Origin of the sequence: Polynucleobacter sp. MWH-Spelu-300-X4, assembly GCF_018687515.1 — a bacterium.
In the GTDB taxonomy this organism is placed as follows: Bacteria; Pseudomonadota; Gammaproteobacteria; order Burkholderiales; family Burkholderiaceae; genus Polynucleobacter.
Genome location: NZ_CP061294.1, coordinates 1,729,864 through 1,750,839, shown reverse-complemented (window position 1 = coordinate 1,750,839; position 20,976 = coordinate 1,729,864). Strand labels below are relative to the sequence as shown.

21 protein-coding genes and 1 riboswitch are annotated in these 20,976 nt (G+C 43.0%); of the genes, 17 read left to right on the top strand and 4 right to left on the bottom strand.

Features of this window, described 5'->3' with window-relative positions; genetic code table 11:
* The first annotated feature begins 1 nt into the window (after position 1).
* From xerC to ICV01_RS08850, 11 genes are all read left to right on the top strand, one after another.
* Positions 2-955, top strand: coding sequence for a tyrosine recombinase XerC (xerC, locus tag ICV01_RS08900; protein ID WP_215287589.1), 954 nt, complete (start codon positions 2-4; stop codon positions 953-955).
* A gap of 4 nt (positions 956-959) precedes the next feature.
* Complete coding sequence (locus ICV01_RS08895) at positions 960-2,165, top strand: class I SAM-dependent rRNA methyltransferase (RefSeq protein WP_215287587.1); 1,206 nt, start codon at positions 960-962, stop codon at positions 2,163-2,165.
* A 51-nt stretch (positions 2,166-2,216) separates the two neighbouring features.
* The gene (locus ICV01_RS08890; RefSeq protein ID WP_215289201.1) at positions 2,217-3,296 is read left to right on the top strand and encodes a GTP-binding protein; all 1,080 of its coding nucleotides are present in this window, start codon (positions 2,217-2,219) and stop codon (positions 3,294-3,296) included.
* Positions 3,297-3,406: 110 nt separating this feature from the next.
* A complete protein-coding gene (dksA, locus tag ICV01_RS08885; protein ID WP_215287585.1) occupies positions 3,407-3,823 on the top strand; it encodes an RNA polymerase-binding protein DksA in 417 nt (138 codons plus the stop codon).
* A gap of 4 nt (positions 3,824-3,827) precedes the next feature.
* Positions 3,828-4,730 carry an acetylglutamate kinase gene (gene argB, locus ICV01_RS08880; protein ID WP_215287584.1) on the top strand — a complete coding sequence of 301 codons (903 nt, stop codon included), beginning with the start codon at positions 3,828-3,830 and terminating at the stop codon, positions 4,728-4,730.
* Positions 4,731-4,737: 7 nt separating this feature from the next.
* Positions 4,738-5,427, top strand: coding sequence for a pyrimidine 5'-nucleotidase (locus tag ICV01_RS08875; protein ID WP_215287582.1), 690 nt, complete (start codon positions 4,738-4,740; stop codon positions 5,425-5,427).
* On the top strand, positions 5,424-6,077 hold the full coding sequence (gene slmA, locus ICV01_RS08870; protein WP_215289200.1) for a nucleoid occlusion factor SlmA: 654 nt from the start codon (positions 5,424-5,426) through the stop codon (positions 6,075-6,077). The genes ICV01_RS08875 and slmA overlap by 4 nt, the downstream gene beginning before the upstream one ends.
* Positions 6,074-7,222 (top strand): homoserine O-acetyltransferase, encoded by a 1,149-nt coding sequence (locus ICV01_RS08865; RefSeq protein ID WP_215287580.1) that lies wholly within the window; start codon positions 6,074-6,076, stop codon positions 7,220-7,222. Before slmA ends, ICV01_RS08865 begins: the two co-directional genes overlap by 4 nt.
* The gene (gene metW / locus ICV01_RS08860) at positions 7,212-7,790 is read left to right on the top strand and encodes a methionine biosynthesis protein MetW (RefSeq protein ID WP_251369351.1); all 579 of its coding nucleotides are present in this window, start codon (positions 7,212-7,214) and stop codon (positions 7,788-7,790) included. Before ICV01_RS08865 ends, metW begins: the two co-directional genes overlap by 11 nt.
* Positions 7,762-9,012 carry an AmpG family muropeptide MFS transporter gene (locus ICV01_RS08855; protein ID WP_215287576.1) on the top strand — a complete coding sequence of 417 codons (1,251 nt, stop codon included), beginning with the start codon at positions 7,762-7,764 and terminating at the stop codon, positions 9,010-9,012. Before metW ends, ICV01_RS08855 begins: the two co-directional genes overlap by 29 nt.
* A 45-nt stretch (positions 9,013-9,057) precedes the next feature.
* A complete protein-coding gene (locus ICV01_RS08850; protein ID WP_215287574.1) occupies positions 9,058-9,906 on the top strand; it encodes a M48 family metallopeptidase in 849 nt (282 codons plus the stop codon).
* A 12-nt stretch (positions 9,907-9,918) separates the two neighbouring features.
* Here the strand turns inward: ICV01_RS08850 and ICV01_RS08845 are convergent, their stop codons facing one another.
* On the bottom strand, positions 9,919-10,695 hold the full coding sequence (locus ICV01_RS08845; RefSeq protein ID WP_215287573.1) for an exodeoxyribonuclease III: 777 nt from the start codon (positions 10,693-10,695) through the stop codon (positions 9,919-9,921).
* 7 nt (positions 10,696-10,702) lie between these two features.
* On the opposite strand from ICV01_RS08845, the gene pyrE reads away from it, so the two are divergent.
* Positions 10,703-11,374: an orotate phosphoribosyltransferase gene (gene pyrE / locus ICV01_RS08840; RefSeq protein WP_215289199.1), complete on the top strand. Its 672-nt coding sequence runs from the start codon at positions 10,703-10,705 to the stop codon at positions 11,372-11,374.
* Between the two features lie 18 nt (positions 11,375-11,392).
* On the opposite strand, the gene dapF is transcribed toward pyrE, so the two are convergent.
* Positions 11,393-12,271 carry a diaminopimelate epimerase gene (gene dapF, locus ICV01_RS08835; protein WP_215287565.1) on the bottom strand — a complete coding sequence of 293 codons (879 nt, stop codon included), beginning with the start codon at positions 12,269-12,271 and terminating at the stop codon, positions 11,393-11,395.
* A gap of 162 nt (positions 12,272-12,433) precedes the next feature.
* Between dapF and metK the strand changes: the two genes are divergently transcribed.
* From metK to metF, 3 genes are all read left to right on the top strand, one after another.
* On the top strand, positions 12,434-13,600 hold the full coding sequence (gene metK / locus ICV01_RS08830) for a methionine adenosyltransferase (protein ID WP_215287563.1): 1,167 nt from the start codon (positions 12,434-12,436) through the stop codon (positions 13,598-13,600).
* 9 nt (positions 13,601-13,609) lie between these two features.
* Positions 13,610-13,700: riboswitch (S-adenosyl-L-homocysteine riboswitch) on the top strand.
* A 67-nt stretch (positions 13,701-13,767) separates the two neighbouring features.
* Positions 13,768-15,207, top strand: coding sequence for an adenosylhomocysteinase (gene ahcY / locus ICV01_RS08825; protein WP_215287561.1), 1,440 nt, complete (start codon positions 13,768-13,770; stop codon positions 15,205-15,207).
* Between the two features lie 17 nt (positions 15,208-15,224).
* Entirely contained in the window at positions 15,225-16,052 is an 828-nt protein-coding gene (gene metF / locus ICV01_RS08820; RefSeq protein ID WP_215287560.1) for a methylenetetrahydrofolate reductase [NAD(P)H], read from the top strand.
* On the opposite strand, the gene ICV01_RS08815 is transcribed toward metF, so the two are convergent.
* Positions 16,053-16,619 (bottom strand): 5-formyltetrahydrofolate cyclo-ligase, encoded by a 567-nt coding sequence (locus ICV01_RS08815; RefSeq protein ID WP_215287558.1) that lies wholly within the window; start codon positions 16,617-16,619, stop codon positions 16,053-16,055. It abuts the gene before it with no gap.
* Between the two features lie 41 nt (positions 16,620-16,660).
* Between ICV01_RS08815 and ICV01_RS08810 the strand changes: the two genes are divergently transcribed.
* Together ICV01_RS08810 and cca are read left to right on the top strand one after the other, a co-directional pair.
* The gene (locus ICV01_RS08810; protein WP_251369350.1) at positions 16,661-18,622 is read left to right on the top strand and encodes a lytic transglycosylase domain-containing protein; all 1,962 of its coding nucleotides are present in this window, start codon (positions 16,661-16,663) and stop codon (positions 18,620-18,622) included.
* A gap of 20 nt (positions 18,623-18,642) precedes the next feature.
* A complete protein-coding gene (gene cca / locus ICV01_RS08805; RefSeq protein WP_215287556.1) occupies positions 18,643-19,764 on the top strand; it encodes a multifunctional CCA tRNA nucleotidyl transferase/2'3'-cyclic phosphodiesterase/2'nucleotidase/phosphatase in 1,122 nt (373 codons plus the stop codon).
* A gap of 20 nt (positions 19,765-19,784) precedes the next feature.
* Here the strand turns inward: cca and ICV01_RS08800 are convergent, their stop codons facing one another.
* Positions 19,785-20,957: a class I SAM-dependent methyltransferase gene (locus tag ICV01_RS08800; RefSeq protein ID WP_215287555.1), complete on the bottom strand. Its 1,173-nt coding sequence runs from the start codon at positions 20,955-20,957 to the stop codon at positions 19,785-19,787.
* Between the last annotated feature and the right edge of the window lie 19 nt (positions 20,958-20,976).

The window sequence follows — 20,976 nt, the reverse complement described above, 5'->3', positions numbered from 1 at the left end:
CATGAATGACGCTCTCGCGCAAGAATATCTTCGCGAACTGCATGTTGTTAGGCAGGTATCTAAAAATACGCTTGAAGCTTATCAGCGCGACATTTATGTTCTTTTGAAAAAGCTGGAAGAAGGCGGTTTTAAGGTTACAGAATTGAATTCTGATCAAGTGCGCGTTTGGGCTGCTAGATTGCACGCACAAGGTAGCTCACCTAGAAGCATTGCAAGAATACTTTCAGCTTGGCGTGGTTTTTACACCTGGCTTGCTAATCAGAAAGGCTTAATTCAAAGTAATCCCTTAGACGATGTTAGGCCGCCTAAAAGAACAAAACCTTTGCCTAAGGCGCTCTCCGTTGAGAGTGCGATTAGCTTGGTAGAGCAATCATCTCAAGACAATATTCAGGCGGATTCTTTTTTAAGAGCCAGAGACCGCGCAATCGTGGAATTACTGTATTCATCGGGGCTACGTTTGTCTGAGCTGTTAGGTATTGATGTTGCCCCATTAGAAAGTAAAGACTATCAGTCTGCAGGGTGGATTGATTTTGATTTGTCTGAGGTGATGGTTTTAGGTAAGGGCAATAAACGTAGGACCGTGCCGGTTGGTTCCGCAGCTATTGCCGCTATTAAAGAGTGGTTGATTGTTAGGGCGGCCAACGTGAAAGAAGTCAATGCTCTTGGTCAGCCATTATTTATTAACAAGCAGGGGCGAAGAGTTTCTGCGAGAACAATACAAAAACATTTAGCGGCTTTAGCTTTGAAAGCGGGATTGCCAACGCATGTTCACCCGCATATGTTGAGGCACACATTTGCAAGCCATGTTTTGCAATCTTCAGGCGATTTGCGAGCCGTCCAAGAGATGCTTGGTCATGCAAGCATCTCTAGTACTCAAATTTATACTGCGTTAGATTTTCAACATTTGGCTCAGGCATATGATCAGGCGCATCCTCGCGCAAAAGGTAGAAAATAAAGCAATGCAAGCAACTATAGTTTTAAAAGCCGGTAAAGAACGCCCTCTTCTTAGGCGCCATCCTTGGATCTATTCAAATGCTGTTGACTCCGTAGAGGGTAAAGTTTATCCAGGTAGCACCGTACATGTGGTGGATCATGGCCGAAAATTTATTGCTAAAGCTTTGTATAGCCCGAGCTCTCAAATTCGCGCTCGAGTTTTAACTTGGGATGAAGCCGAGCCAATTGACCATGCTTTTTTTAAGCGCAGAATTTCTAAGGCTATTGAACATCGTCGGACATGGATAAAAAACACCAATGCAATTCGTTTAATTTTTGGCGAGAGTGATGGCTTGCCCGGGTTGATCGTTGATCAATACAACGATACCTTGGTGTGTCAATTTTTATTTATAGGCGTTGAGTATTGGAAAGATGCAATTGTTGCGGCACTTGCGCAACAAACTAATTGTTCAGCTATTGTTGAAAGATCTGATGCGGCGGTGCGTGCACGTGAGGGTCTAGAAAAACATATCGGTGCGCTTAAGGGGGATTTGCCTGCCGAGCCAATACAAGTTAATGAGTGCGGGGTGCTTTATACCGTTGATGTCTTGCAAGGACATAAAACAGGTTTTTATATTGATCAGCGCGATAGCCGTGAGTTGGTTGGGCAGTTATCAAAAGATAAAGAAGTGCTCAATATGTTTTGTTATACCGGGGGCTTTTCCTTGGCGGCACTTAAGGGCGGCGCCAAACATGTAGCCTCTGTTGACTCATCTGGTGAGGCTTTAGCAATGGCTCAGCGTCAGATGAAATTAAATCAATTTGAGGAATCTAGGGCCACTTGGATAGATGATGATGCTTTTAATGTTTTAACTAAATTTAGAAAAGAAGAAAAACGTTTCGATCTAGTAGTGTTGGATCCGCCTAAATTTGCCCCTTCATCACATCACTTGGACAAGGCTTTGCGCGCGTATAAAGAAATTAATCGCGCTGGCATGCAGTTGTTAAATCCAGGCGGATTATTATTTACATTCTCTTGTTCTGGTGCAGTAGATGCTGCATTGTTTGAAAGAACCATTGCTATGGCATCGGCTGAGGCGATGAGTCATAGTGGCGATAAGAGTATGGATTTCAGGGTTTTAAAGCGATTATCTTCAGGTTTAGATCATCCTTTGTTGGCGAGTTTCCCAGAGGGGGACTATTTGAAAGGCCTTTTGTTGCAAAGGGTATAGCGCGAAATCTTTAGCGAGAAGATAATTCAAGGTTAGTTAATAAGGAATTTAATCATGGCATTAATACCAGTCACCATACTTAGTGGTTTTTTAGGAAGCGGTAAAACGACGCTTTTAAAGTACATCTTGAGTGAGAATCACGGCAAAAAAATTGCAGTGATTGAGAATGAGTTTGGCGAAGAAAATATTGATAACGATATTTTGGTTCAAGACTCTAATGAACAAATTGTTCAAATGAGCAATGGTTGTGTTTGTTGCACGATTCGTGGTGACTTGGTTGAGGCGCTCAATAATTTATGGGAGCAACGTCATCATAAGAAGATTCAATTTGATCGCGTTGTGATTGAGACAACCGGTGTTGCAAACCCAGGTCCGGTGGCGCAAACCTTTTTCATGGATGAAGAAGTTGCTAGCCATTACATCTTAGATGCTGTGGTTACCTTGGTGGATGCAAAGCATGGTAATCAACAGTTAGATCAACATGAAGAAGCTCAACAACAAGTGGGATTTGCCGATAGAATTTTTATTACAAAAACAGATTTGGTTGGTGAGCAAGATGTGGCTGCTCTGAAGCATCGTTTGATGCATATGAATCCAAGAGCACCAATTATGGGTATTAGCCAAGGGGTTGTGCCGTTGGAGAAGGTTTTAGATTTGAGGGGCTTTAATTTAAATGACAAGCTTGAAATCGACCCTCATTTCTTGGAGCAGGAAGATCATGACCATGAAAACTGCGGACATGACCATCATGAGCATGGCCCAGATTGTGGACATGACCATCATCATCATGATCACGCAGCTCCTCAAGTGGTCCAGTTTGCTCGTAAAAACCACACAGATAAGATTCAGTCCTTTGTTTTTAGAAGTGATAGACCGTTTGACTCTAAAAAATTGGAAGATTTTTTGGGTGGTATTTTGTCTGTTTTTGGCGCTAAGTTGTTGAGGTATAAGGGAGTTTTGTATATCAAGGGCGGCGCCCGTAAAGTGATTATTCAAGGCGTTCATGAAATGATGGGTTCAGATTTGGGTGCGCCGTGGGGTAAAGATAAAAAAGAAACCAGAATGGTATTTATTGGAACAGACCTACCTAAAGATGTTTTATTGGGGGGGCTTGAAACATGTTTGGTGTAATCTATTGAGATTAGGGTAGAATCCGCGCCCGAGGTTGTTTATATATTTAAGTAGTTTTTTTGGTGCGCGGAATTAAGCGTGAAAAACAATAAGTCCCGAAAGGACAGGAAATGAGCAAGAAACCATTGACCGAAGCAGATCTTTTAAAAGCTCCTGAAAAGGATTACATGAATGCTGCTCAATTGGAATTTTTCAAAGAAAAATTATTGGCTTTGAAATCTGATTTGTTAAAACATGCCAACGAAACAACTGAGCATCTTCGCGAAAATGTTTTAGTGCCTGATCCTGCGGATAGAGCTACGATTGAAGAAGAGCATGCTCTTGAATTGCGTACTCGCGATCGTGAGCGTAAGCTTCTTAAAAAGGTTGAACAATCACTAGCAAGTATTGAGTCTGGTGATTATGGTTGGTGCGAGGAGACTGGTGAGCCAATCGGTATCCCACGTTTATTGGCACGTCCAACCGCGAATTTATCGCTTGAAGCTCAAGAGCGCCGTGAATTACGTCAAAAGTTATTTGGCGATTAATTAGATGAGCGAATCACTGACACAGTTGCATGATGTTTCTCCAGCCGTTAAAGCGGAGGTTCTAGCTCAAGCTTTGCCCTATATTAAGAAATATCACGGCAAAACAATTGTTATTAAGTACGGCGGCAACGCTATGACTGAGGAGCGCCTAAAAGAAGGTTTTGCTCGCGATGTTATTTTGTTAAAGCTTGTTGGCATGAACCCTGTGGTTGTGCATGGCGGTGGCCCGCAAATTGACGATGCTTTGAAAAAAGTTGGTAAGGCTGGAACTTTTATTCAAGGCATGCGTGTAACAGATGAAGAAACCATGGAAGTGGTTGAGTGGGTTCTTGGTGGAGAAGTTCAGCAAGATATCGTTATGCTCATTAATCATTTCGGTGGTCAGGCTGTTGGATTAACGGGTAAGGATGGCGGTTTAATTCATGCTCGCAAAATGATGATTCCCAATAAAGAAAAACCAGGCGAAATGCTAGATATTGGTTTTGTTGGTGAAATTGACTCGATTAATCCCGCGGTTGTTAAAGCGTTGCAAGACGATGCGTTCATTCCAGTCATCTCCCCAATCGGTTTTGGTGAAGATGGTCAGGCATACAACATCAATGCTGACTTAGTTGCCGGAAAAATGGCAGAAATTCTGAAGGCTGAAAAATTAGTCATGATGACTAATATTCCAGGTGTGATGGATAAAGATGGCAAATTGTTGACTGATTTAGCAGCTAAAGAGATTGATGCTTTATTTGCTGATGGCACTATTTCGGGTGGTATGTTGCCTAAGATCTCTTCTGCGTTAGATGCGGCAAAGAGTGGCGTTAACTCTGTGCATATTATTGATGGTCGCATTGAGCATTCATTGCTTTTGGAAATTTTGACCGAGCAGGCATTTGGCACAATGATTCGATCACATTGAGGATGGCATGCGCCAGCCTTTGTGGTTTTTTGATTTAGACAATACCTTGCATGACGCTTCAGGCGTCATATTCCCTTATATCAATCAAGCGATGACGACTTATGTCGCCCATCGCTTAGGCTTAAGCCATCAAGAAGCCAGTCAAGTGCGTGAAGGCTACTGGCGTCGATATGGCGCAACTTTGTTAGGGCTGGTGCGCCATCATGAAATCGATCCCCATGAGTTTTTGAGAGAAACTCATAAGTTTGATGAGGTAACAGGCCGGCATTTGCATGATTTGGCACACATTATTTCTGGTGAGAAAAATTTACGTTTTGTGCTTAATCGTTTGCCTGGTAAGAAAGTATTATTAACAAATGCCCCCAAGGCTTATGCTGAAAAAATCATGAAAGAGTTGGGGATTCATCAGTGCTTTCATGCGGTTGAGGCCATTGAGGATATGGTAATTCATCACAAATGGCGACCTAAGCCAGATACCCTGATGCTTCGGAGAGTGCTTCAAAAGTATAGGGTGGCACCCTCAAAAGCGGTTCTAGTGGACGATACCCTAGGGCATTTGTTGGAGTACTCTAAACTAGGCTTAAGGACCGTATGGTTTAAAAGACATGTTAGGACTCACACCCATAATCGAGGTAGAGTTTCTCTAGAAGTACAATCCATACATCAATTATTTAAAAGATGGCAAAAAATCCGATGAATTCACCATTTAATCAAACATCTTTGGCAGAAAATGTAGACCAAGAGGCGGTTGTTGCTCGCAAGCGCCCAAAGCCGGGTGAGCGAAGAGTTCAGATTTTGCAGGTATTGGCAGAAATGCTCGAGAACCCAAAGGGTGAGCGTGTGACTACTGCTGCACTCGCAGCTCGTCTAGAAGTGTCAGAGGCGGCTTTGTATCGACACTTTGCTAGCAAAGCCCAGATGTTTGAAGGATTAATTTCTTTTATTGAACAGACGATTTTTGGGCTTATTAATCAAATTACTGAAAGAGAAGAAGCTGGCGATCGCCAGGCTCAAGAGATTCTGATGATTTTGTTGGGTTTTGGTGAGAAAAATCCAGGTATGACAAGAGTTCTTTTGGGCGATGCTTTATGGCTTGAAGATGATCGTTTACAAGATCGAATTGCGCAAATTTTTGAGAGAGTAGAAGCATCATTAAAGCAGTCGTTACGTATTGCACAAACGCAAGGTCGTTTGCCACAGTCTGCTGATGGCAATGAAGTGGGCGCTCGCGCTGCCATGATGCTGAGCTATGTGATTGGACGTTGGCACCGTTATGCAAGAAGTGGCTTTAAGAAGATGCCAACGGAGTTGAGTGAATTACCAATGAGGGTTTTATTCTCCGTATGAGTTTAGGAGTTGTAACCCCTGTTCGTTTGAGCTTTGCAGAACCATTAAGTTTGCAAAGTGGGACAAGTATTGCCAATTACGATTTGGTCGTAGAAACCTATGGCCAATTAAATGAGAAAAAAGATAACGCAGTTCTTATTTGTCATGCTTTAAATGCATCACATCACGTTGCTGGTATCAGCGCTGAAAATCCTGAGAATATTGGTTGGTGGGACAACATGGTTGGCCCAGGCAAGCCAGTAGATACGAATCGGTTTTTTGTTATTGGCGTTAATAATTTGGGATCCTGTTTTGGTTCAACGGGTCCAATGAGTATTAATCCAGCAACTGGCAAGCCATATGGCGCTAGTTTTCCCGTAGTAACAGTGGAAGATTGGGTGAATGCTCAGGTGAGGGTTGCTGATCATTTTCAAATTAAAAAGTTTGCGGCTGTCATGGGTGGAAGCCTTGGCGGTATGCAGGCGATGGCTTGGGGCATGATGTATCCAGAGCGCGTAGCGAACTGTGTTGTAGTTGCATCAACGCCCAAATTATCTGCGCAAAATATCGCATTTAATGAGGTTGCTAGAAGTGCTATTTTGAGTGATCCTGATTTCCATGGTGGTGATTACTACGCTCATGGTGTCGTTCCTCGCCGCGGCCTTAGAGTTGCTCGCATGATTGGACATATCACTTATTTATCTGATGATGATATGGCTGAAAAGTTTGGCCGTGAATTGCGCCGCCCTGAAGGCGCTTCAGATGAGTACAACTTTAGTTTTGATGTTGAGTTTGAAGTAGAGAGTTACTTGCGATATCAAGGTGAAAAGTTCGCTGATTATTTTGATGCAAATACTTATTTACACATTACCCGCGCGCTTGATTATTTTGATCCAGCTAGAGCCTATGGCAATAACTTAAGTAAAGCCATGGAAAACGTTAGCGCTAAGTTCTTAGTAGTTAGTTTCTCGACGGATTGGAGATTCTCTCCTGAGCGTAGTAGAGAAATCGTGAAAGCTTTATTGGATAACAAGCTAGATGTGACATATGGTGAGATCGATGCACCCCATGGCCATGATGCATTTTTGCTAGATGATTCACGTTATCACAATCTTGTTCGAGCTTATTTTGAGCAAATTGCGGGAGGGCTTATTAATGCGCGCTGATTTTTCTGCGATTGCTAAATGGGTTGCTCCTGGAAGTCAGGTGCTTGATGTCGGTTGTGGTGATGGTGAATTGCTAAGTTATTTAAAAACACTCAAGCATGCTCATGTGTATGGTGTTGAGTTGGCCGATGACAAGGTATTAGCTTGTGCTGAAAAAGGTCTAAATGTTGTTCAGCAAAACCTGGAAAGTGGTTTAGCTCTATTTGAAGATAATAGCTTTGACACAGTAGTCCTTTCTCAAACTTTGCAAACGATTCATCAAACAGCGCGTATCTTGAGCGAGATTGCTCGGGTGGGGAAAGAGTGTGTGGTTTCATTTCCGAACTTTGGACATTGGTCGCACCGTGCTGCTGTGGCTTTGGGTCGCATGCCTGTCTCAAAATCTCTACCTTACCAGTGGTATGACACGCCTAACGTGAGAGTTTTAACGATTGCCGATTTTGAAGCATTGGCACCCGCAGTTGGGCTAAAGCTCTTGGATCGTGTGGTTTTGCATGATGGCGAGCCCATTCAATTTTTACCTAATTTAAGAGGTAGTCTTGCTATCTACAGAGCGCGTAGAGCCTAGTAAAGCGAAAGCTCTACTTGTATGTGTTTTCCTTGGATTTTCTAGTGGCCTGCCGCTATTTATTCTTTATAACCTCTTGTCCGCATGGTTAAAAAGTGAGGGCGTTGATTTAAAGGCCATTGGCTTATTTGCTTTAGTCGGCATTCCTTATACATGGAAGTTTTTATGGTCTCCGGCGATGGACCGATTCCAGTTGCCCTTCTTGGGGCGCCGTAGAGGCTGGATGGTTGCCACTCAAATAGCCGTGATGTGTGCCGTGATATTGATGGGGCAATTTAATCCTAAGTCTGATATTTGGATTGTGGTGATGTTAGCGGCAGTGGTTGCCTTTTTTTCAGCCAGCCAAGATATTGTTATCGATGCTCACAGGCGTGAGTGGTTAACTGAAGAGCAAATGGGTTCAGGCACTGCGTTATTTGTTAATGCTTATAAGCTGTCTACTTTAGTGCCGGGGTCTTTATCCCTCATTCTTTCGGATGTTATTTCTTGGCAGTGGGTTTTTTTTATTACCGGGTTATTCATGTTGCCAGGAATTCTGACAACACTGTTGGTGCCGGAACCAAAGCTTTATGGGCCAGCACCTAACTCTTTGCGTGAGGCGGTCATTGAACCCTTTAATGAATTTATTCATAGAGAAGGTTGGAAGCATGCGTTATTAGTGCTGGCATTTATCTTTTTATATAAGTTGGGCGATTCGATGGCAACGGCTTTAGCAACGCCGTTTTACATAGAGTTAGGATTTACGCGCACTGAAATTGGTTTGGTCGCAAAAAATGCTGGTTTATGGGCAAGTATTTTGGGCGGCATTTTGGGCGCCTATTGGATGTTAAAAACAGGGGTTAATAAAGCCTTGTGGTTATTTGGCTTTTTGCAGGCTCTGGCCATATTAGGTTTTGTGGCGTTATCAACAACCGGCGCTAATCTTTGGGTGTTAAGTTGGGTGATTGGTTTTGAAGCCTTGTCTGTGGGCCTTGGGACCGCAGCCTTTACGTCTTATATCGCGTTAGAAACAAATCCAAGATTCACCGCTACCCAATTTGCGTTATTTACAAGTTTGTCTGCAGTACCAAGGACATTTATTAATGCTTTAACAGGGTACATTGTGGAAGTTACTGGATGGACTAATTTCTTCGTGCTTTGTTTTATTTTGGCGATTCCTGGATTATTGTTGTTACCTAAGATTGCTCCTTGGGCACAATCAAAAAAATCCCAATTTAATTAAGTTACATAAATAATTTTTACAACATATAGCCGCTATATTTTCAAAATGAAAAAATATCTTTTAACGCTCACTTTTGTTTTTTTAGGCGCTTGTGCATCGAGTGGCCCAAAACATCTTGCCCCAACAGATGGGGTGAAGGTGGGTGAATCATCGAGCTTAAGAAATCTTGTGCCGGCGAGTCAGTTGGAGCAAACAGCCGCGCGCCAATATCAAGATATGAAGAGGCAAGCAGCTAATAAAAATGGATTAGCACCTGACAATAATCCGCAGGTTATTCGTTTGCGTGCGATTGCTAAAAAAATATTACCTTATGCCCAGGTATGGAATCCTGATGCCCAAAATTGGAAATGGGAAATCAATTTATTTGTTTCTGAAGAGGTGAATGCTTTTTGTATGCCAGGTGGCAAGATTGCCTTTTATACGGGGATCTTGGAAAGGTTAAAACTTAATGATGATGAAGTGGCAACTGTGATGGGGCATGAGGTTGCCCATGCTTTACGTGAGCACGCCCGTGATCGCTTAGCCAAATCTCAATTAGGTAATTTGGGGGCTAATGTTTTATCTCAGGCATTAGGTTTGGGAAGCTTAGGTAGTCAGGCGATTAACCAAGGAGTTCAACTGGTGGGCCTGAGTTTTTCTAGAGCGGATGAAAAAGATGCGGACTTGGTGGGCATGGATTTAGCAGCAAGAGCTGGATATGACCCTCGTGCGGGAGTATCTCTATGGCAAAAAATGGGTCAGTTATCTAAAGAGCGACCTGCTGAATGGTTATCTACCCACCCATCTGGCGAATCTAGAATTTATGAAATACAAAGAAATTTATTTGACGTTTTGCCGCTTTACGCTAAAGCAAAAAATACAACCGTTGATCAACTGCCTGATTACAAGCCATAAGGTTTAATAGATTTATGTTTCGTAATCAATGATGAGCGGGGCGTGATCTGAAAATTTTTCAGATTTATAAATTTCAGCGCGTTTAGATTTTTTCGCTATGCCTGGCGTGCCAATTTGATAATCGATTCTCCATCCAACATTCTTGGCGTAGGCTTGCCCTCTTTGACTCCACCAGGTGTAACACTCATCTTCTGTGAGAGGGTGTAGCTGCCTATATACATCCATGTATCCAACTTGATCAAACAGATGGGTCATCCAATCGCGCTCTTCTGGCAGGAAGCCAGAATTTTTAATATTGCCCTTCCAATTCTTTAGATCAATTTCTTTATGGGCAATATTGATATCGCCACATAGCAAGATTTCTAAATTTTGCTCTTTAAGTTCTTTTAGATGCGGCAAAAATACATCTAAAAATCTAAATTTAGCTTCTTGTCTTTCGGGGGCGCTAGAGCCAGAGGGGAAGTAGGCGGAAATAATAATGAGGTTTCCAAATTTAGCCTCCACATATCGACCTTCAGCATCGAATTCTGGGCAGCCAAAACCAATTTTTACCGCATCGGGCTTTTGTTTTGAATATAAGCCGACACCGCTATAGCCTTTTTTGGCCGCATATTGAAAAAATCCGTGGTATCCGGGAGGGCTTAATAAATCTTGCTCCAAATCAGCTTCCTGAGCCTTAAGTTCTTGAATACAAAGGACGTCAGGGCTTTGTGCTTGTACCCAATTAAAGAAGCCTTTTTTAGCGGCTGAACGAATACCATTGAGGTTGGCGGTAATGATGCGTAACATCTCGGTTATGACTTCCAATCAAGAAAACTTTAAAAACGAATTTATTCACTTTGCTTTAGATGCCAAAGTTTTGGCTTTTGGAGAATTTACAACAAAAGCAGGCAGATTATCGCCATACTTTTTTAATGCCGGTGGATTTAATGACGGCGCCTTGTTAAAGGCTTTAGGCGAGTTTTATGCAAAAGCGCTTATTGATTCAGGCATTGAATTTGATATGTTGTTTGGCCCGGCCTATAAGGGCATTACATTGGCGGCTACCACGGCGATTGCTTTGGCCGCTATGGGTAGGCCAGTACCATTTTGTTTTAACCGCAAAGAAGCTAAAGATCATGGCGAAGGCGGCACGCTGGTTGGCGCGCCATTAAAAGGCAAAGTCGTCATTATTGATGATGTGATTTCTGCTGGTACCTCTGTACGCGAATCAGTCAATATTATTAAGTCAGCAGGCGCTACGCCAGGTATGGTGTTGATTGCCTTGGATCGGATGGAGCGCGCAGGTACAGCTACCGAAATTGCGGATAGCTCAGCTGTCCAAAATGTTGAAAAAGAGTTTGGTATGCCAGTGGTTTCAATTGCTAACTTGGCTAGCTTGATGAGCTTTTTACAAGAAAGCCAAGACCCATCATTGCAAAAGTATTTACCAGCTGTGAAGGCTTACCGAGATAAGTACGGTGTTTAAACCATAACTAGGTGTGGTTTAAACGTCTAACGTTACTTCACCTTCAAATACAGTTTGAGCTGGCCCTGTCATCATGACGGGGCTTTCTTTTTGGCTCTGGCCTTGCCAGTCAATAGATAGATCTCCGCCGCGCGTATGGACAAGTACTGGTGAACTTAAGAGACCTCTACGAATACCTGCCACAACGGCAGCGCAAGCACCTGTGCCGCAGGCGAGTGTTTCGCCTGAGCCGCGTTCGAATACTCGTAATTTAATTTCATGAGGATTTACTATTTCCATAAATCCTGCATTAACTCGTTTAGGGAATGATGTGTGATTTTCTATTTGTGGGCCATCTTCAGCGACAAAAGCTTTGTTTACATCTTCAACCACTTGAACAGCATGAGGGTTGCCCATTGAAACTACTGAGATCCAAACGGAACGGTTTAAAAGGGGTAATTCGTATAGCGTATCGTCACCCTCTGGTTTTGTATTGAGATGACTTGGAGCGAATGGAATTTTTTCGGCATCAAAAATAGGCGCCCCCATATTGACGGTTACTTGCCCATCATCGTTTTCGGTCAGGCTCAAAATGGTATGTGCCACTTGTACCAAAACAGTGGAATTTTTAGTGAGGCCTTTTTCGCGCACAAATCTTACAAAGCAACGGGAGCCATTGCCACACTGTTCAACCTCTCCGCCATCCGAATTAAAAATTCTGTAGCGAAATTCAGCATTTGGTACGGTTGGTTTTTCCACTAGGAGGATTTGATCTGCGCCAACGCCAAATTGTCGATGCGCTAACTGTTGCCATTGGGCTTTAGTTATTTTTGATAAATCTTGAGAAATGCCATCTAAAACAATGAAGTCATTGCCAGCGCCGTGCATTTTCGTAAAGCGTAATCTTGTGCTTGTCATAGGGGTAAATATACAGCCTTGTGCAATAAAACGAGAATGTTATAAAATTTAGGGTATTCGCCGAGTTAAGACAACTTGCGGGGCGAATTAAAAATATCCGCTAAAGCGTCGCCGTAGTTAGTAGTCGGCACGTGTTGTCGGCAAACTTAAGGAAAGCTAACTATGTCAAACAATTATTTTTTTACTTCAGAGTCTGTGTCCGAAGGACATCCAGACAAAGTCTCAGATCAAATTTCAGATGCCATTCTTGACGCTATTTTGGCGCAAGATCCTACTGCGCGCGTAGCAGCTGAAACCCTATGTAATACAGGCTTGGTTGTGTTGGCGGGCGAAATCACAACAACTGCAAACGTGGATTACATTCATGTGGCGCGCGATACGATTCGCCAAATTGGCTATGACAATACTGAATACGGTATTGATTACAAGGGTTGCGCCGTATTGGTGGCGTATGACAAGCAAAGTCCAGATATCGCGCAAGGTGTTGATAAAGCCCATGATGATGGTTTAGATCAGGGCGCGGGTGACCAAGGCTTGATGTTTGGTTATGCCGTTGATGAGACCCCTGAGTTGATGCCTTTGCCAATTCATTTGTCACACCGTTTAGTGGAGCGTCAAGCAGACTTACGACGTGATGGCCGTTTAAATTGGTTGCGTCCAGATGCAAAGTCTCAAGTAACTTTGCGTTATGTAGACGGTAAGCCGGATTCAATTGATACGATTGTTTTATCAACGCAACATTCACCAGATATTGGCTTAGACACACTTCGCGAAGCGGTTATCGAGGAAATTATTAAGCCAGTTCTTCCAAAAGAACTGATTAAGGGCGAGATTAAATACTTGGTGAACCCAACTGGTCGTTTCGTTATTGGTGGCCCGCAAGGTGACTGTGGTTTAACAGGACGTAAGATTATTGTTGATACATACGGTGGTGCCGCTCCCCATGGCGGTGGCGCGTTTTCAGGCAAGGATCCATCTAAGGTAGACCGTTCTGCGGCTTATGCTGGTCGCTATGTCGCTAAAAATATTGTTGCGGCAGGTTTAGCAAGTAAGTGTTTGGTGCAGATTTCTTATGCGATTGGTGTGGCTCAACCAACGTCTGTGATGGTTAGCACTTTTGGTACGGGCAAGATTTCTGATGAGAAAATTGCTGAGTTGGTGCGCACTCACTTCGATTTAAGGCCAAAAGGTATCGTTAAGATGCTAAATCTTTTACGTCCTATTTATCGTAAAACTGCCGCTTATGGTCACTTTGGTCGTGAAGAGCCTGAGTTCACATGGGAAGCAAGGGATAAGGCTGCGGCATTAAAAGCTGCTGCTGGTTTATAATTTTTCAAAACCTCTAAGGAGCGTTGCGAGGTATTTGGTTCAACCAAGTACCCTAGGCTTAGAGGGAGGCATTAGCCTTTAGCAACGACGCTCGCTAACCTGAGAAGTGATTGGTTGGCGAGCTTTTTTTTGCTCTCCAAGATCTTCTTTACTAGCTTGGAGTGCAAATGAATAAACCTACTGATTTAACTATTCCACAAGATTGCGCAATCGCAGATATTTCTTTGGCGGCCTGGGGTCGTAAAGAAATTGCTATTGCTGAAACAGAAATGCCAGGTTTAATGGCAATTCGTGATGAATTTGCTGCCAGCCAGCCATTGCGTGGCGCACGCATTACTGGTTCGTTGCATATGACGATTCAGACGGCCGTATTAATTGAAACATTAGAGGCATTGGGTGCTGATGTGCGTTGGGCCTCATGCAATATTTTCTCTACACAAGATCACGCTGCTGCGGCAATTGCAGCAAATGGCACGCCAGTGTTTGCAATCAAGGGTGAGACTTTAGAGCAGTACTGGGAATTTACGCATCGCATTTTTGAATGGCAAGATGGTGGTTATTCAAACATGATCTTGGATGATGGTGGTGACGCTACGATGTTGTTGCATTTGGGTGCTAAAGCTGAAAAAGATCAGTCAGCCTTGCATCATCCAACTAGTGAAGAAGAAACAGTACTGTTCGCTTCAATTAAAGCTAAATTAAAAGTGGACCCAACTTGGTATTCTGTTCGCCTAGAAAAAATTAAAGGTGTTACAGAAGAGACAACAACAGGCGTGCATCGTTTATATCAAATGCACGCTAAAGGCGATTTAAAGTTTCCAGCAATTAACGTTAATGATTCAGTAACAAAGAGTAAATTTGATAACTTATACGGATGTAGAGAATCGTTGGTAGACGGTATCAAGCGTGCTACAGATGTAATGGTGGCTGGTAAGGTTGCTGTTGTTGCTGGTTATGGTGACGTAGGTAAGGGTTCTGCTCAAGCCTTGCGCGCTTTATCAGCCCAGGTTTGGGTAACAGAGGTTGACCCTATTTGCGCATTACAAGCAGCAATGGAAGGTTATCGCGTTGTGACCATGGATTACGCTGCTGATAAAGCTGATATTTTTGTTACGGCAACTGGTAACTATCATGTGATTACACATGATCATATGGCTAAGATGAAAGATCAGGCGATTGTTTGTAACATCGGCCACTTTGATAACGAAATTGATATTGCCGGTATTGAAAAATACAAATGGGAAGAGATCAAGCCTCAAGTAGATCATGTTATTTTCCCAGCAAGCAATGGCCAACCAGAAAAACGAATTATTGTTTTGGCTAAGGGCCGCTTAGTTAATTTGGGTTGCGGCACAGGCCACCCTTCCTACGTGATGAGTTCATCATTTGCTAATCAAACAATTGCTCAAATCGAATTGTGGACTACCGCTGGCACGAATAAGTATCCGGTAGGTGTCTATACTTTGCCTAAGCACTTAGATGAAAAAGTTGCACGTTTGCAGTTGAAAAAACTAAATGCTCAATTAACAGAGTTGACTGATCAGCAGGCGGCATACATTAGCGTGAACAAAGAAGGCCCTTATAAGCCTGAAACTTACCGTTATTAAAAGTAAGGACAGATGAAATGGAATTGAGCGTTGAGTTTTTCCCACCTAAGACCGTAGAGGGCGCGGCTAAGCTGCGTGCCGTGCGCGAGCAGTTGGCGGCAACGCTCAAGCCAGCGTTTTTCTCTGTAACTTTTGGTGCTGGTGGTTCGACACAAGATGGAACTTTGTCGGCCGTTAAAGAAATACATGAAGCCGGAGAAGCAGCTGCGCCTCATTTGTCTTGTGTTGGCAGCTCAAAAGGTAATGTGCGCGATTTGCTAGCCCAATATAAATCGATAGGTATTAAGCGAATCGTGGCTCTGCGTGGCGATTTGCCTTCAGGTATGGGGCAATACGGCGAGTTTCATCATGCGGATGAATTGGTGAGTTTTATTCGTGCTGAAACTGGGGATCATTTTCATATTGAGGTAGCTGCTTACCCTGAGATGCACCCACAGGCTAAATCAATGAATGATGATATTTTGAGATTTGCCAACAAAATGAAAGCAGGCGCCAACTCAGCTATCACACAGTATTTTTTTAATAGCGATGCTTATTTCAAATTTGTGGAAGAGGCGGGTAAGGTTGGCGTGACGCAGCCGATTGTTCCAGGGATCATGCCGATTACTAATAGCACGCAATTATTGCGCTTCTCAGAGGCTTGTGGAGCAGAGGTTCCTCGTTGGATTCGTTTGAGACTGCAAGCATTTGGTGATGATGTTGCATCTATCAAATCATTTGGTTTAGATGTTGTGACGGATTTATGTGATCAATTGCGTAGCGCTGGAACTCCCGGGCTGCATTTTTATAGCTTAAATCAAGCTGAAACAACTATTCAGATTGCTAAAAATTTGAACTTGGTTTGATTAAGCTTTTAGCAAATCACTCAGTGGGTGATCATGGGTTTGAGGGCGCCAGTCGCCCTCTTTTACTTCTTGCGCCTTAAATGCTAAGCCAAGAGCCTTGGTGGGCAATTGAAGTTGGGCATAGCGTTCTAAGGTTCGATCATAGTAGCCTCCGCCGTATCCAATACGCCAAAACTGATTGTTTTGATAAGACCAACCTAAGCAAGGTAACAAAAGCAAATCTGGGATGATTTCTTTAGAAGATTCTCCAAGGAGAGGTTCTGGAATAGACGCGTGGCCTTTTACAAGCGTTGTATCTTGCTCCCATGTGCCGTATGTCAAAGGTTTTCCAACAGTAACAATTGGTAAGGCCAGTTTTCTAGATGCGGATTTTTCCACCCACTCGAGTGCGCAAGGCCTGGGATCAAACTCACCTTTGATGGGCCAGTAAATTCCAAGACAGCTCACTTTATGCGTGGCCAAGTAGTCAGAAAGCATTTTTTCAAGTGACTGGTGAAGCTCTGCGTGATGACTCAGAGCCAGTCTCTTTTCCAATAACTCTTGTCTTAAGGCGTTGAAAGTTTTCACGGGGGGTTCAAAAATATGAAAAATAAGGCATGATTAGGGATATGCTACATCGAAAAAATATGAAAGTTCTAAATAAATTATTGATAGCCACTTTTGTGGGGCTTGTGGTTGTTTCCGCACCTGGTTTTTCTAAAGTGAAAAGTGGCTCTAATGGCCCAGTTAAATCTACAAAAAAGATAGAGCCAGATAAATCTCTTAGCGAGCGAGATCGTTTATTTGTTGAATTAAGAGAGGCGGCTAAAAATAATGATGCCGCTCGAGTAAATGCATTGGTTCCTAAATTAGAGGACCACGATTTGGCTGACTATGTTATTTACTTTCAATTAAAGCCACAGCTTTATGACAAAGGCGGACAAATTAAGGCTGATGCTTCAATGGATGCCGCTGTTGAGGGTTTTTTAAGAGTTCATGCAGGTAGCGCTATTGCTGATCGACTAAGGAATGATTGGCTACTATCGCTTGGCAAAAGGAAGGCTTGGAGTGTATTTGATCGAGAATATGCCCAGTTTGTCTTGGACGATGACACCCAGGTGAAGTGCTATGCCATGCAATCAAAGCTTGCTAAGGGGGAGGATGCTAAAAAAATTGGTGTGGATGCGAGAAATGCATTATTAGACCCACAGTATTTTGGAGAGGCTTGCCCTGAGCTTGTTCAATCATTAGTTCAATCTGGCGGGCTTACTAAATCTGAGGCTGCCGCAATTGGCAGAATTGCTTTAGAAAATAATTTGGAAACGCTTGCAAAAAAAACAGGTGGTGATGACTCAATCGCCGATGTTGTTCGTAAAGCCAGAACGGACCCTAATCAAGCATTTAAAGATTTTGATAAAAAGGCTTGGCGTACCGGTCGGGAAAATACGGCCGCTGCTTGGGGTGTTATTGGCCAATTCTTGGCAAAAAAATTAGATAAAGATGCCATCAAGGCCTATCGTTTACAGCATGAGCAAGGGCATCACCAACTTTTATCACCTGAATCTCAAGAGTGGAAGGTGCGTGTTGCTTTGAGAGAGGGTGACTGGAAGTTGGTCAAAGAGTCTATTGAGACTATGACGCCAAGTGTTCGCAAACGTGATCCGGCGTGGTCATATTGGTTTGCGCGCGCGCAAAAAGAATTGGGGGGTGAGTCTCTTGCGAAAGAAACATTCCAAGCGTTATCGGAGCAATTTAATTTTTATGGTCAATTGTCTCGAGAAGAATTGGGCTTACCTATTTATGTCCCGAAAAAACAGTCGGCAGATGAAGCAACCGTTAAACAAATGGCTGCAAAAAAAGGTTTTGCGAGGGCTGTTCGTTTTTATGACATGGGGCTTCGTTTTGAGGGAAATAGAGAGTGGAATTGGGAATTAAAGGGTTTAACAGATAAGCAACTCATTGCTGCTGCTGAATATGCTAAACGGATTAATTTATATGATCGTGCAGTTAATACAGCGGATAGGACGAAGGTTGAACATGACTTTAGCCTGCGTTACCCAACACCATTTAAGGATTCTTTATCTCCAATTGCACATGACATAGGATTAGATGTTAATTGGGCATATGGTTTGATTAGACAAGAGTCTAGATTCATCATGTCGGCTAAATCTAATGTTGGTGCATCAGGTTTGATGCAAGTGATGCCTACGACTGCTAAATATGTGGCCAAAAAAATTGGCATGAATAATTTCAAAGTAACTCAGTTAAGTGATATGCATACCAATTTAACCTTGGGTAGCAATTACTTGAATATGGTGCTTCAAGATCTTGATGGTTCTTGGGCTTTGGCATCTGCCGCTTATAACGCTGGTCCTGGTAGGCCCAAGGCGTGGCGAGAGAAATTAGTTAGACCTGTTGAGGGGGCTATTTTTGCAGAAACAATCCCATTTAATGAAACAAGAGGCTACGTTAAGAATGTTTTAGCCAACGCTAATTACTATGCTGCGTTATCAAGTTCTAAGCCGCAATCTTTAAAGCAGCGTTTAGGTGTTGTGGTTCCCAAGACTGCGGTCTTGTCCGAGTTGCCTTAATGAGATTGGAATATAGCTAAGTGAAGATTTATGTTGTTGGGGGTGCAGTCAGAGATAGGTTGCTCGGGCTTCCTGTCAAAGATCTCGACTATGTTGTTGTTGGGTCGACTCCTGAAGAAATGATTCAGAAAGGTTTTAGACCAGTTGGTCAAGACTTCCCTGTGTTTTTGCACCCCATTACAAATAGCGAATATGCATTAGCAAGAACGGAAAGAAAAACAGCTCCAGGTTATAAGGGTTTTATTTTTCATGCCGATGCCGAAGTTACGCTTCCCCAAGATTTAGCCAGGCGAGATTTAACAATCAATGCTATGGCACAAGAGATTGATGAGCGTGGCGAGTTGGTTGGTCCTGTGATTGATCCATATGGGGGTCAAGCGGATCTCAAGAATAAAATTTTTAGACATGTTGGCCCGGCTTTTGTGGAAGATCCTTTACGTGTTTTGCGGGTGGCTAGGTTCGCTGCAAGATTTGTTGATTTTTCAATTGCGCAAGAGACATTAGATTTGCTGAAAAAAATTAGCACGAGCGGAGAGCTAAAGGCATTAGTTAAAGAGCGCGTGTGGCAAGAGTTAGTTAAAGGACTGAGTGCCGAGAAACCGTCTAAGATGTTTACGACGTTAGCATCTTGTGGGGCTGATGGCGAACTATTTGAGAGAGCTTTTGATTCTGGATATTCAGAAAAGTTTTTTAAGTATTTGGATGCTTCTGCTAAGCGGAGCATGAAATTGCCGCAACGCTACGCTGCTTTATTGCATGGTTTAAACAGTAACTTGATTGAAGAGTTATCTGCTAAGTTAAGCGCCACAGTTGAATGTAAAGACTATGCTGTTTTAACAAATCAATTAGTTGATGGACTATCTCGTTACAAGGCATCTCCTAGTGCAGAAATTCTTTTGTCGATATTAGATCGTATTGATGTTTGGAGAAAGCCGGAAAGATTCTTGGAGCTACTTGAGATTGTGAGGTTGGTGCCTTGTGAAACATCTTCACTGCAAAAAGCATATGAGCTTGCTAAAACGGTTGATGTTGCGAATATTGCCAAATCAGTTCAGTCGGGCCCTGGTGCAGGCGATATGATTAAGTTGGCGATTCAGCAGGCTCGAGTTAATGCGATAAAGGCAGGAGAGGACCTTGCTTAAGGTGCCTAAGCACCAAGTACCTAAAGTGCTCTAGGTCTGCCTCTAAAGCCAGGTAGATCGCCCTCAGAAAATGGTAGATCAATGCCTAGGCACATCACTTTAAATAGCTCACCCATTTCAGCTTCTGAAAGTAATTTTTGAAGAGCGTTTGATATAGGCATAAATTTCAAAGTGTCACTTGGGTCTGTCATTGCTAACATTAATTGGCTAATGCCTGCATCCAACAGATAGCTGGCTTGGTTGGTGTAGCCCAATAAATTAAATCCAGCAGCATGTGCAGAGTTAGCTATAGAGCTCCACTCTACGTGAGCAGTTAAGTCGCAAACGCCTGGGTAGAAAAAAGGGTCTTGTATCGCATGATGTCGATAGTGGCCCATTAATGTGCCTTGGGTTCTTTGAGGATGGTAATACTCATGTCCAGGAAACCCATAGTCAAAGGTAAGTAAGGCGCCTTTTTTAAGGCATGTGGCAAGACTAGCAACCCAACCCTGCGCATTTTGATGAATTTCTGTTGTGTAGCCGTCTAGCAAAGATTGCTTTTGGAGTGACTCTGGCAATAACGAGGTTTTTATTTTTTCGCCATCGCAAAACATAAACCGAATATCTTTTGTTGAGGATGGATCAATGGTGACATCACGGTAATGCCAGGCACCATTTTTTAAAGTAACGATATCTATAGGCATAGCATCCAAAACCTCATTGGCTAATATGATTCCAACAAAATCAGTCGGAAGTTGATTTAGCCAATGGATATTTTCTTTGCGATTGCTCAAGCGCTCTTGTTGGCGCTTGGAGAGGTCAGCAGATAGGTCGAGGATGTTATAGGCATCAATAGAGATGCCCGCTTGGTGAAGGCCATCTAAAACAGATTCGGCTAATGCGCCTGAACCCGCTCCAAACTCTAAAATTTGTAGTGGTGCCCCTGTTTTTTCTAGCTCATTAAAAATAGGGATTAATGTCTCTACAAGGGTATAGCCAAATAAGGGGCTAATTTCTGGTGCCGTAGTGAAGTCTCCGGCAGTACCTAGCTTGGTTTTTCCTGACGAGTAATAGCCTAACCCTGGCGTATAGAGCGCCATTTCCATATACTTAGCAAAAGGAATATGGCCCGCTTGGGCTTTGATTTCTTGAGAAATTTTATGAGCCAAAAGCTGGCTTTGAGACGTTTCTTCTAGGCTAGGGGTAATATCCATACCTTGTGAGTCTACAACT

What these genes read in the sequence shown, in the direction of transcription:
- xerC (WP_215287589.1), top strand. Translation starts at nt 2, where the DNA reads ATGAATGACGCTCTCGCGCAAGAATATCTTCGCGAACTGCATGTTGTT.
- ICV01_RS08895 (WP_215287587.1), top strand. Translation starts at nt 960, where the DNA reads ATGCAAGCAACTATAGTTTTAAAAGCCGGTAAAGAACGCCCTCTTCTT.
- dksA (WP_215287585.1), top strand. Translation starts at nt 3,407, where the DNA reads ATGAGCAAGAAACCATTGACCGAAGCAGATCTTTTAAAAGCTCCTGAA.
- argB (WP_215287584.1), top strand. Translation starts at nt 3,828, where the DNA reads ATGAGCGAATCACTGACACAGTTGCATGATGTTTCTCCAGCCGTTAAA.
- ICV01_RS08875 (WP_215287582.1), top strand. Translation starts at nt 4,738, where the DNA reads ATGCGCCAGCCTTTGTGGTTTTTTGATTTAGACAATACCTTGCATGAC.
- slmA (WP_215289200.1), top strand. Translation starts at nt 5,424, where the DNA reads ATGAATTCACCATTTAATCAAACATCTTTGGCAGAAAATGTAGACCAA.
- ICV01_RS08865 (WP_215287580.1), top strand. Translation starts at nt 6,074, where the DNA reads ATGAGTTTAGGAGTTGTAACCCCTGTTCGTTTGAGCTTTGCAGAACCA.
- metW (WP_251369351.1), top strand. Translation starts at nt 7,212, where the DNA reads ATGCGCGCTGATTTTTCTGCGATTGCTAAATGGGTTGCTCCTGGAAGT.
- ICV01_RS08850 (WP_215287574.1), top strand. Translation starts at nt 9,058, where the DNA reads ATGAAAAAATATCTTTTAACGCTCACTTTTGTTTTTTTAGGCGCTTGT.
- ICV01_RS08845 (WP_215287573.1), bottom strand. Translation starts at nt 10,695, where the DNA reads ATGTTACGCATCATTACCGCCAACCTCAATGGTATTCGTTCAGCCGCT.
- pyrE (WP_215289199.1), top strand. Translation starts at nt 10,703, where the DNA reads ATGACTTCCAATCAAGAAAACTTTAAAAACGAATTTATTCACTTTGCT.
- dapF (WP_215287565.1), bottom strand. Translation starts at nt 12,271, where the DNA reads ATGACAAGCACAAGATTACGCTTTACGAAAATGCACGGCGCTGGCAAT.
- metK (WP_215287563.1), top strand. Translation starts at nt 12,434, where the DNA reads ATGTCAAACAATTATTTTTTTACTTCAGAGTCTGTGTCCGAAGGACAT.
- ahcY (WP_215287561.1), top strand. Translation starts at nt 13,768, where the DNA reads ATGAATAAACCTACTGATTTAACTATTCCACAAGATTGCGCAATCGCA.
- metF (WP_215287560.1), top strand. Translation starts at nt 15,225, where the DNA reads ATGGAATTGAGCGTTGAGTTTTTCCCACCTAAGACCGTAGAGGGCGCG.
- ICV01_RS08810 (WP_251369350.1), top strand. Translation starts at nt 16,661, where the DNA reads ATGCTACATCGAAAAAATATGAAAGTTCTAAATAAATTATTGATAGCC.
- ICV01_RS08800 (WP_215287555.1), bottom strand. Translation starts at nt 20,957, where the DNA reads ATGGATATTACCCCTAGCCTAGAAGAAACGTCTCAAAGCCAGCTTTTG.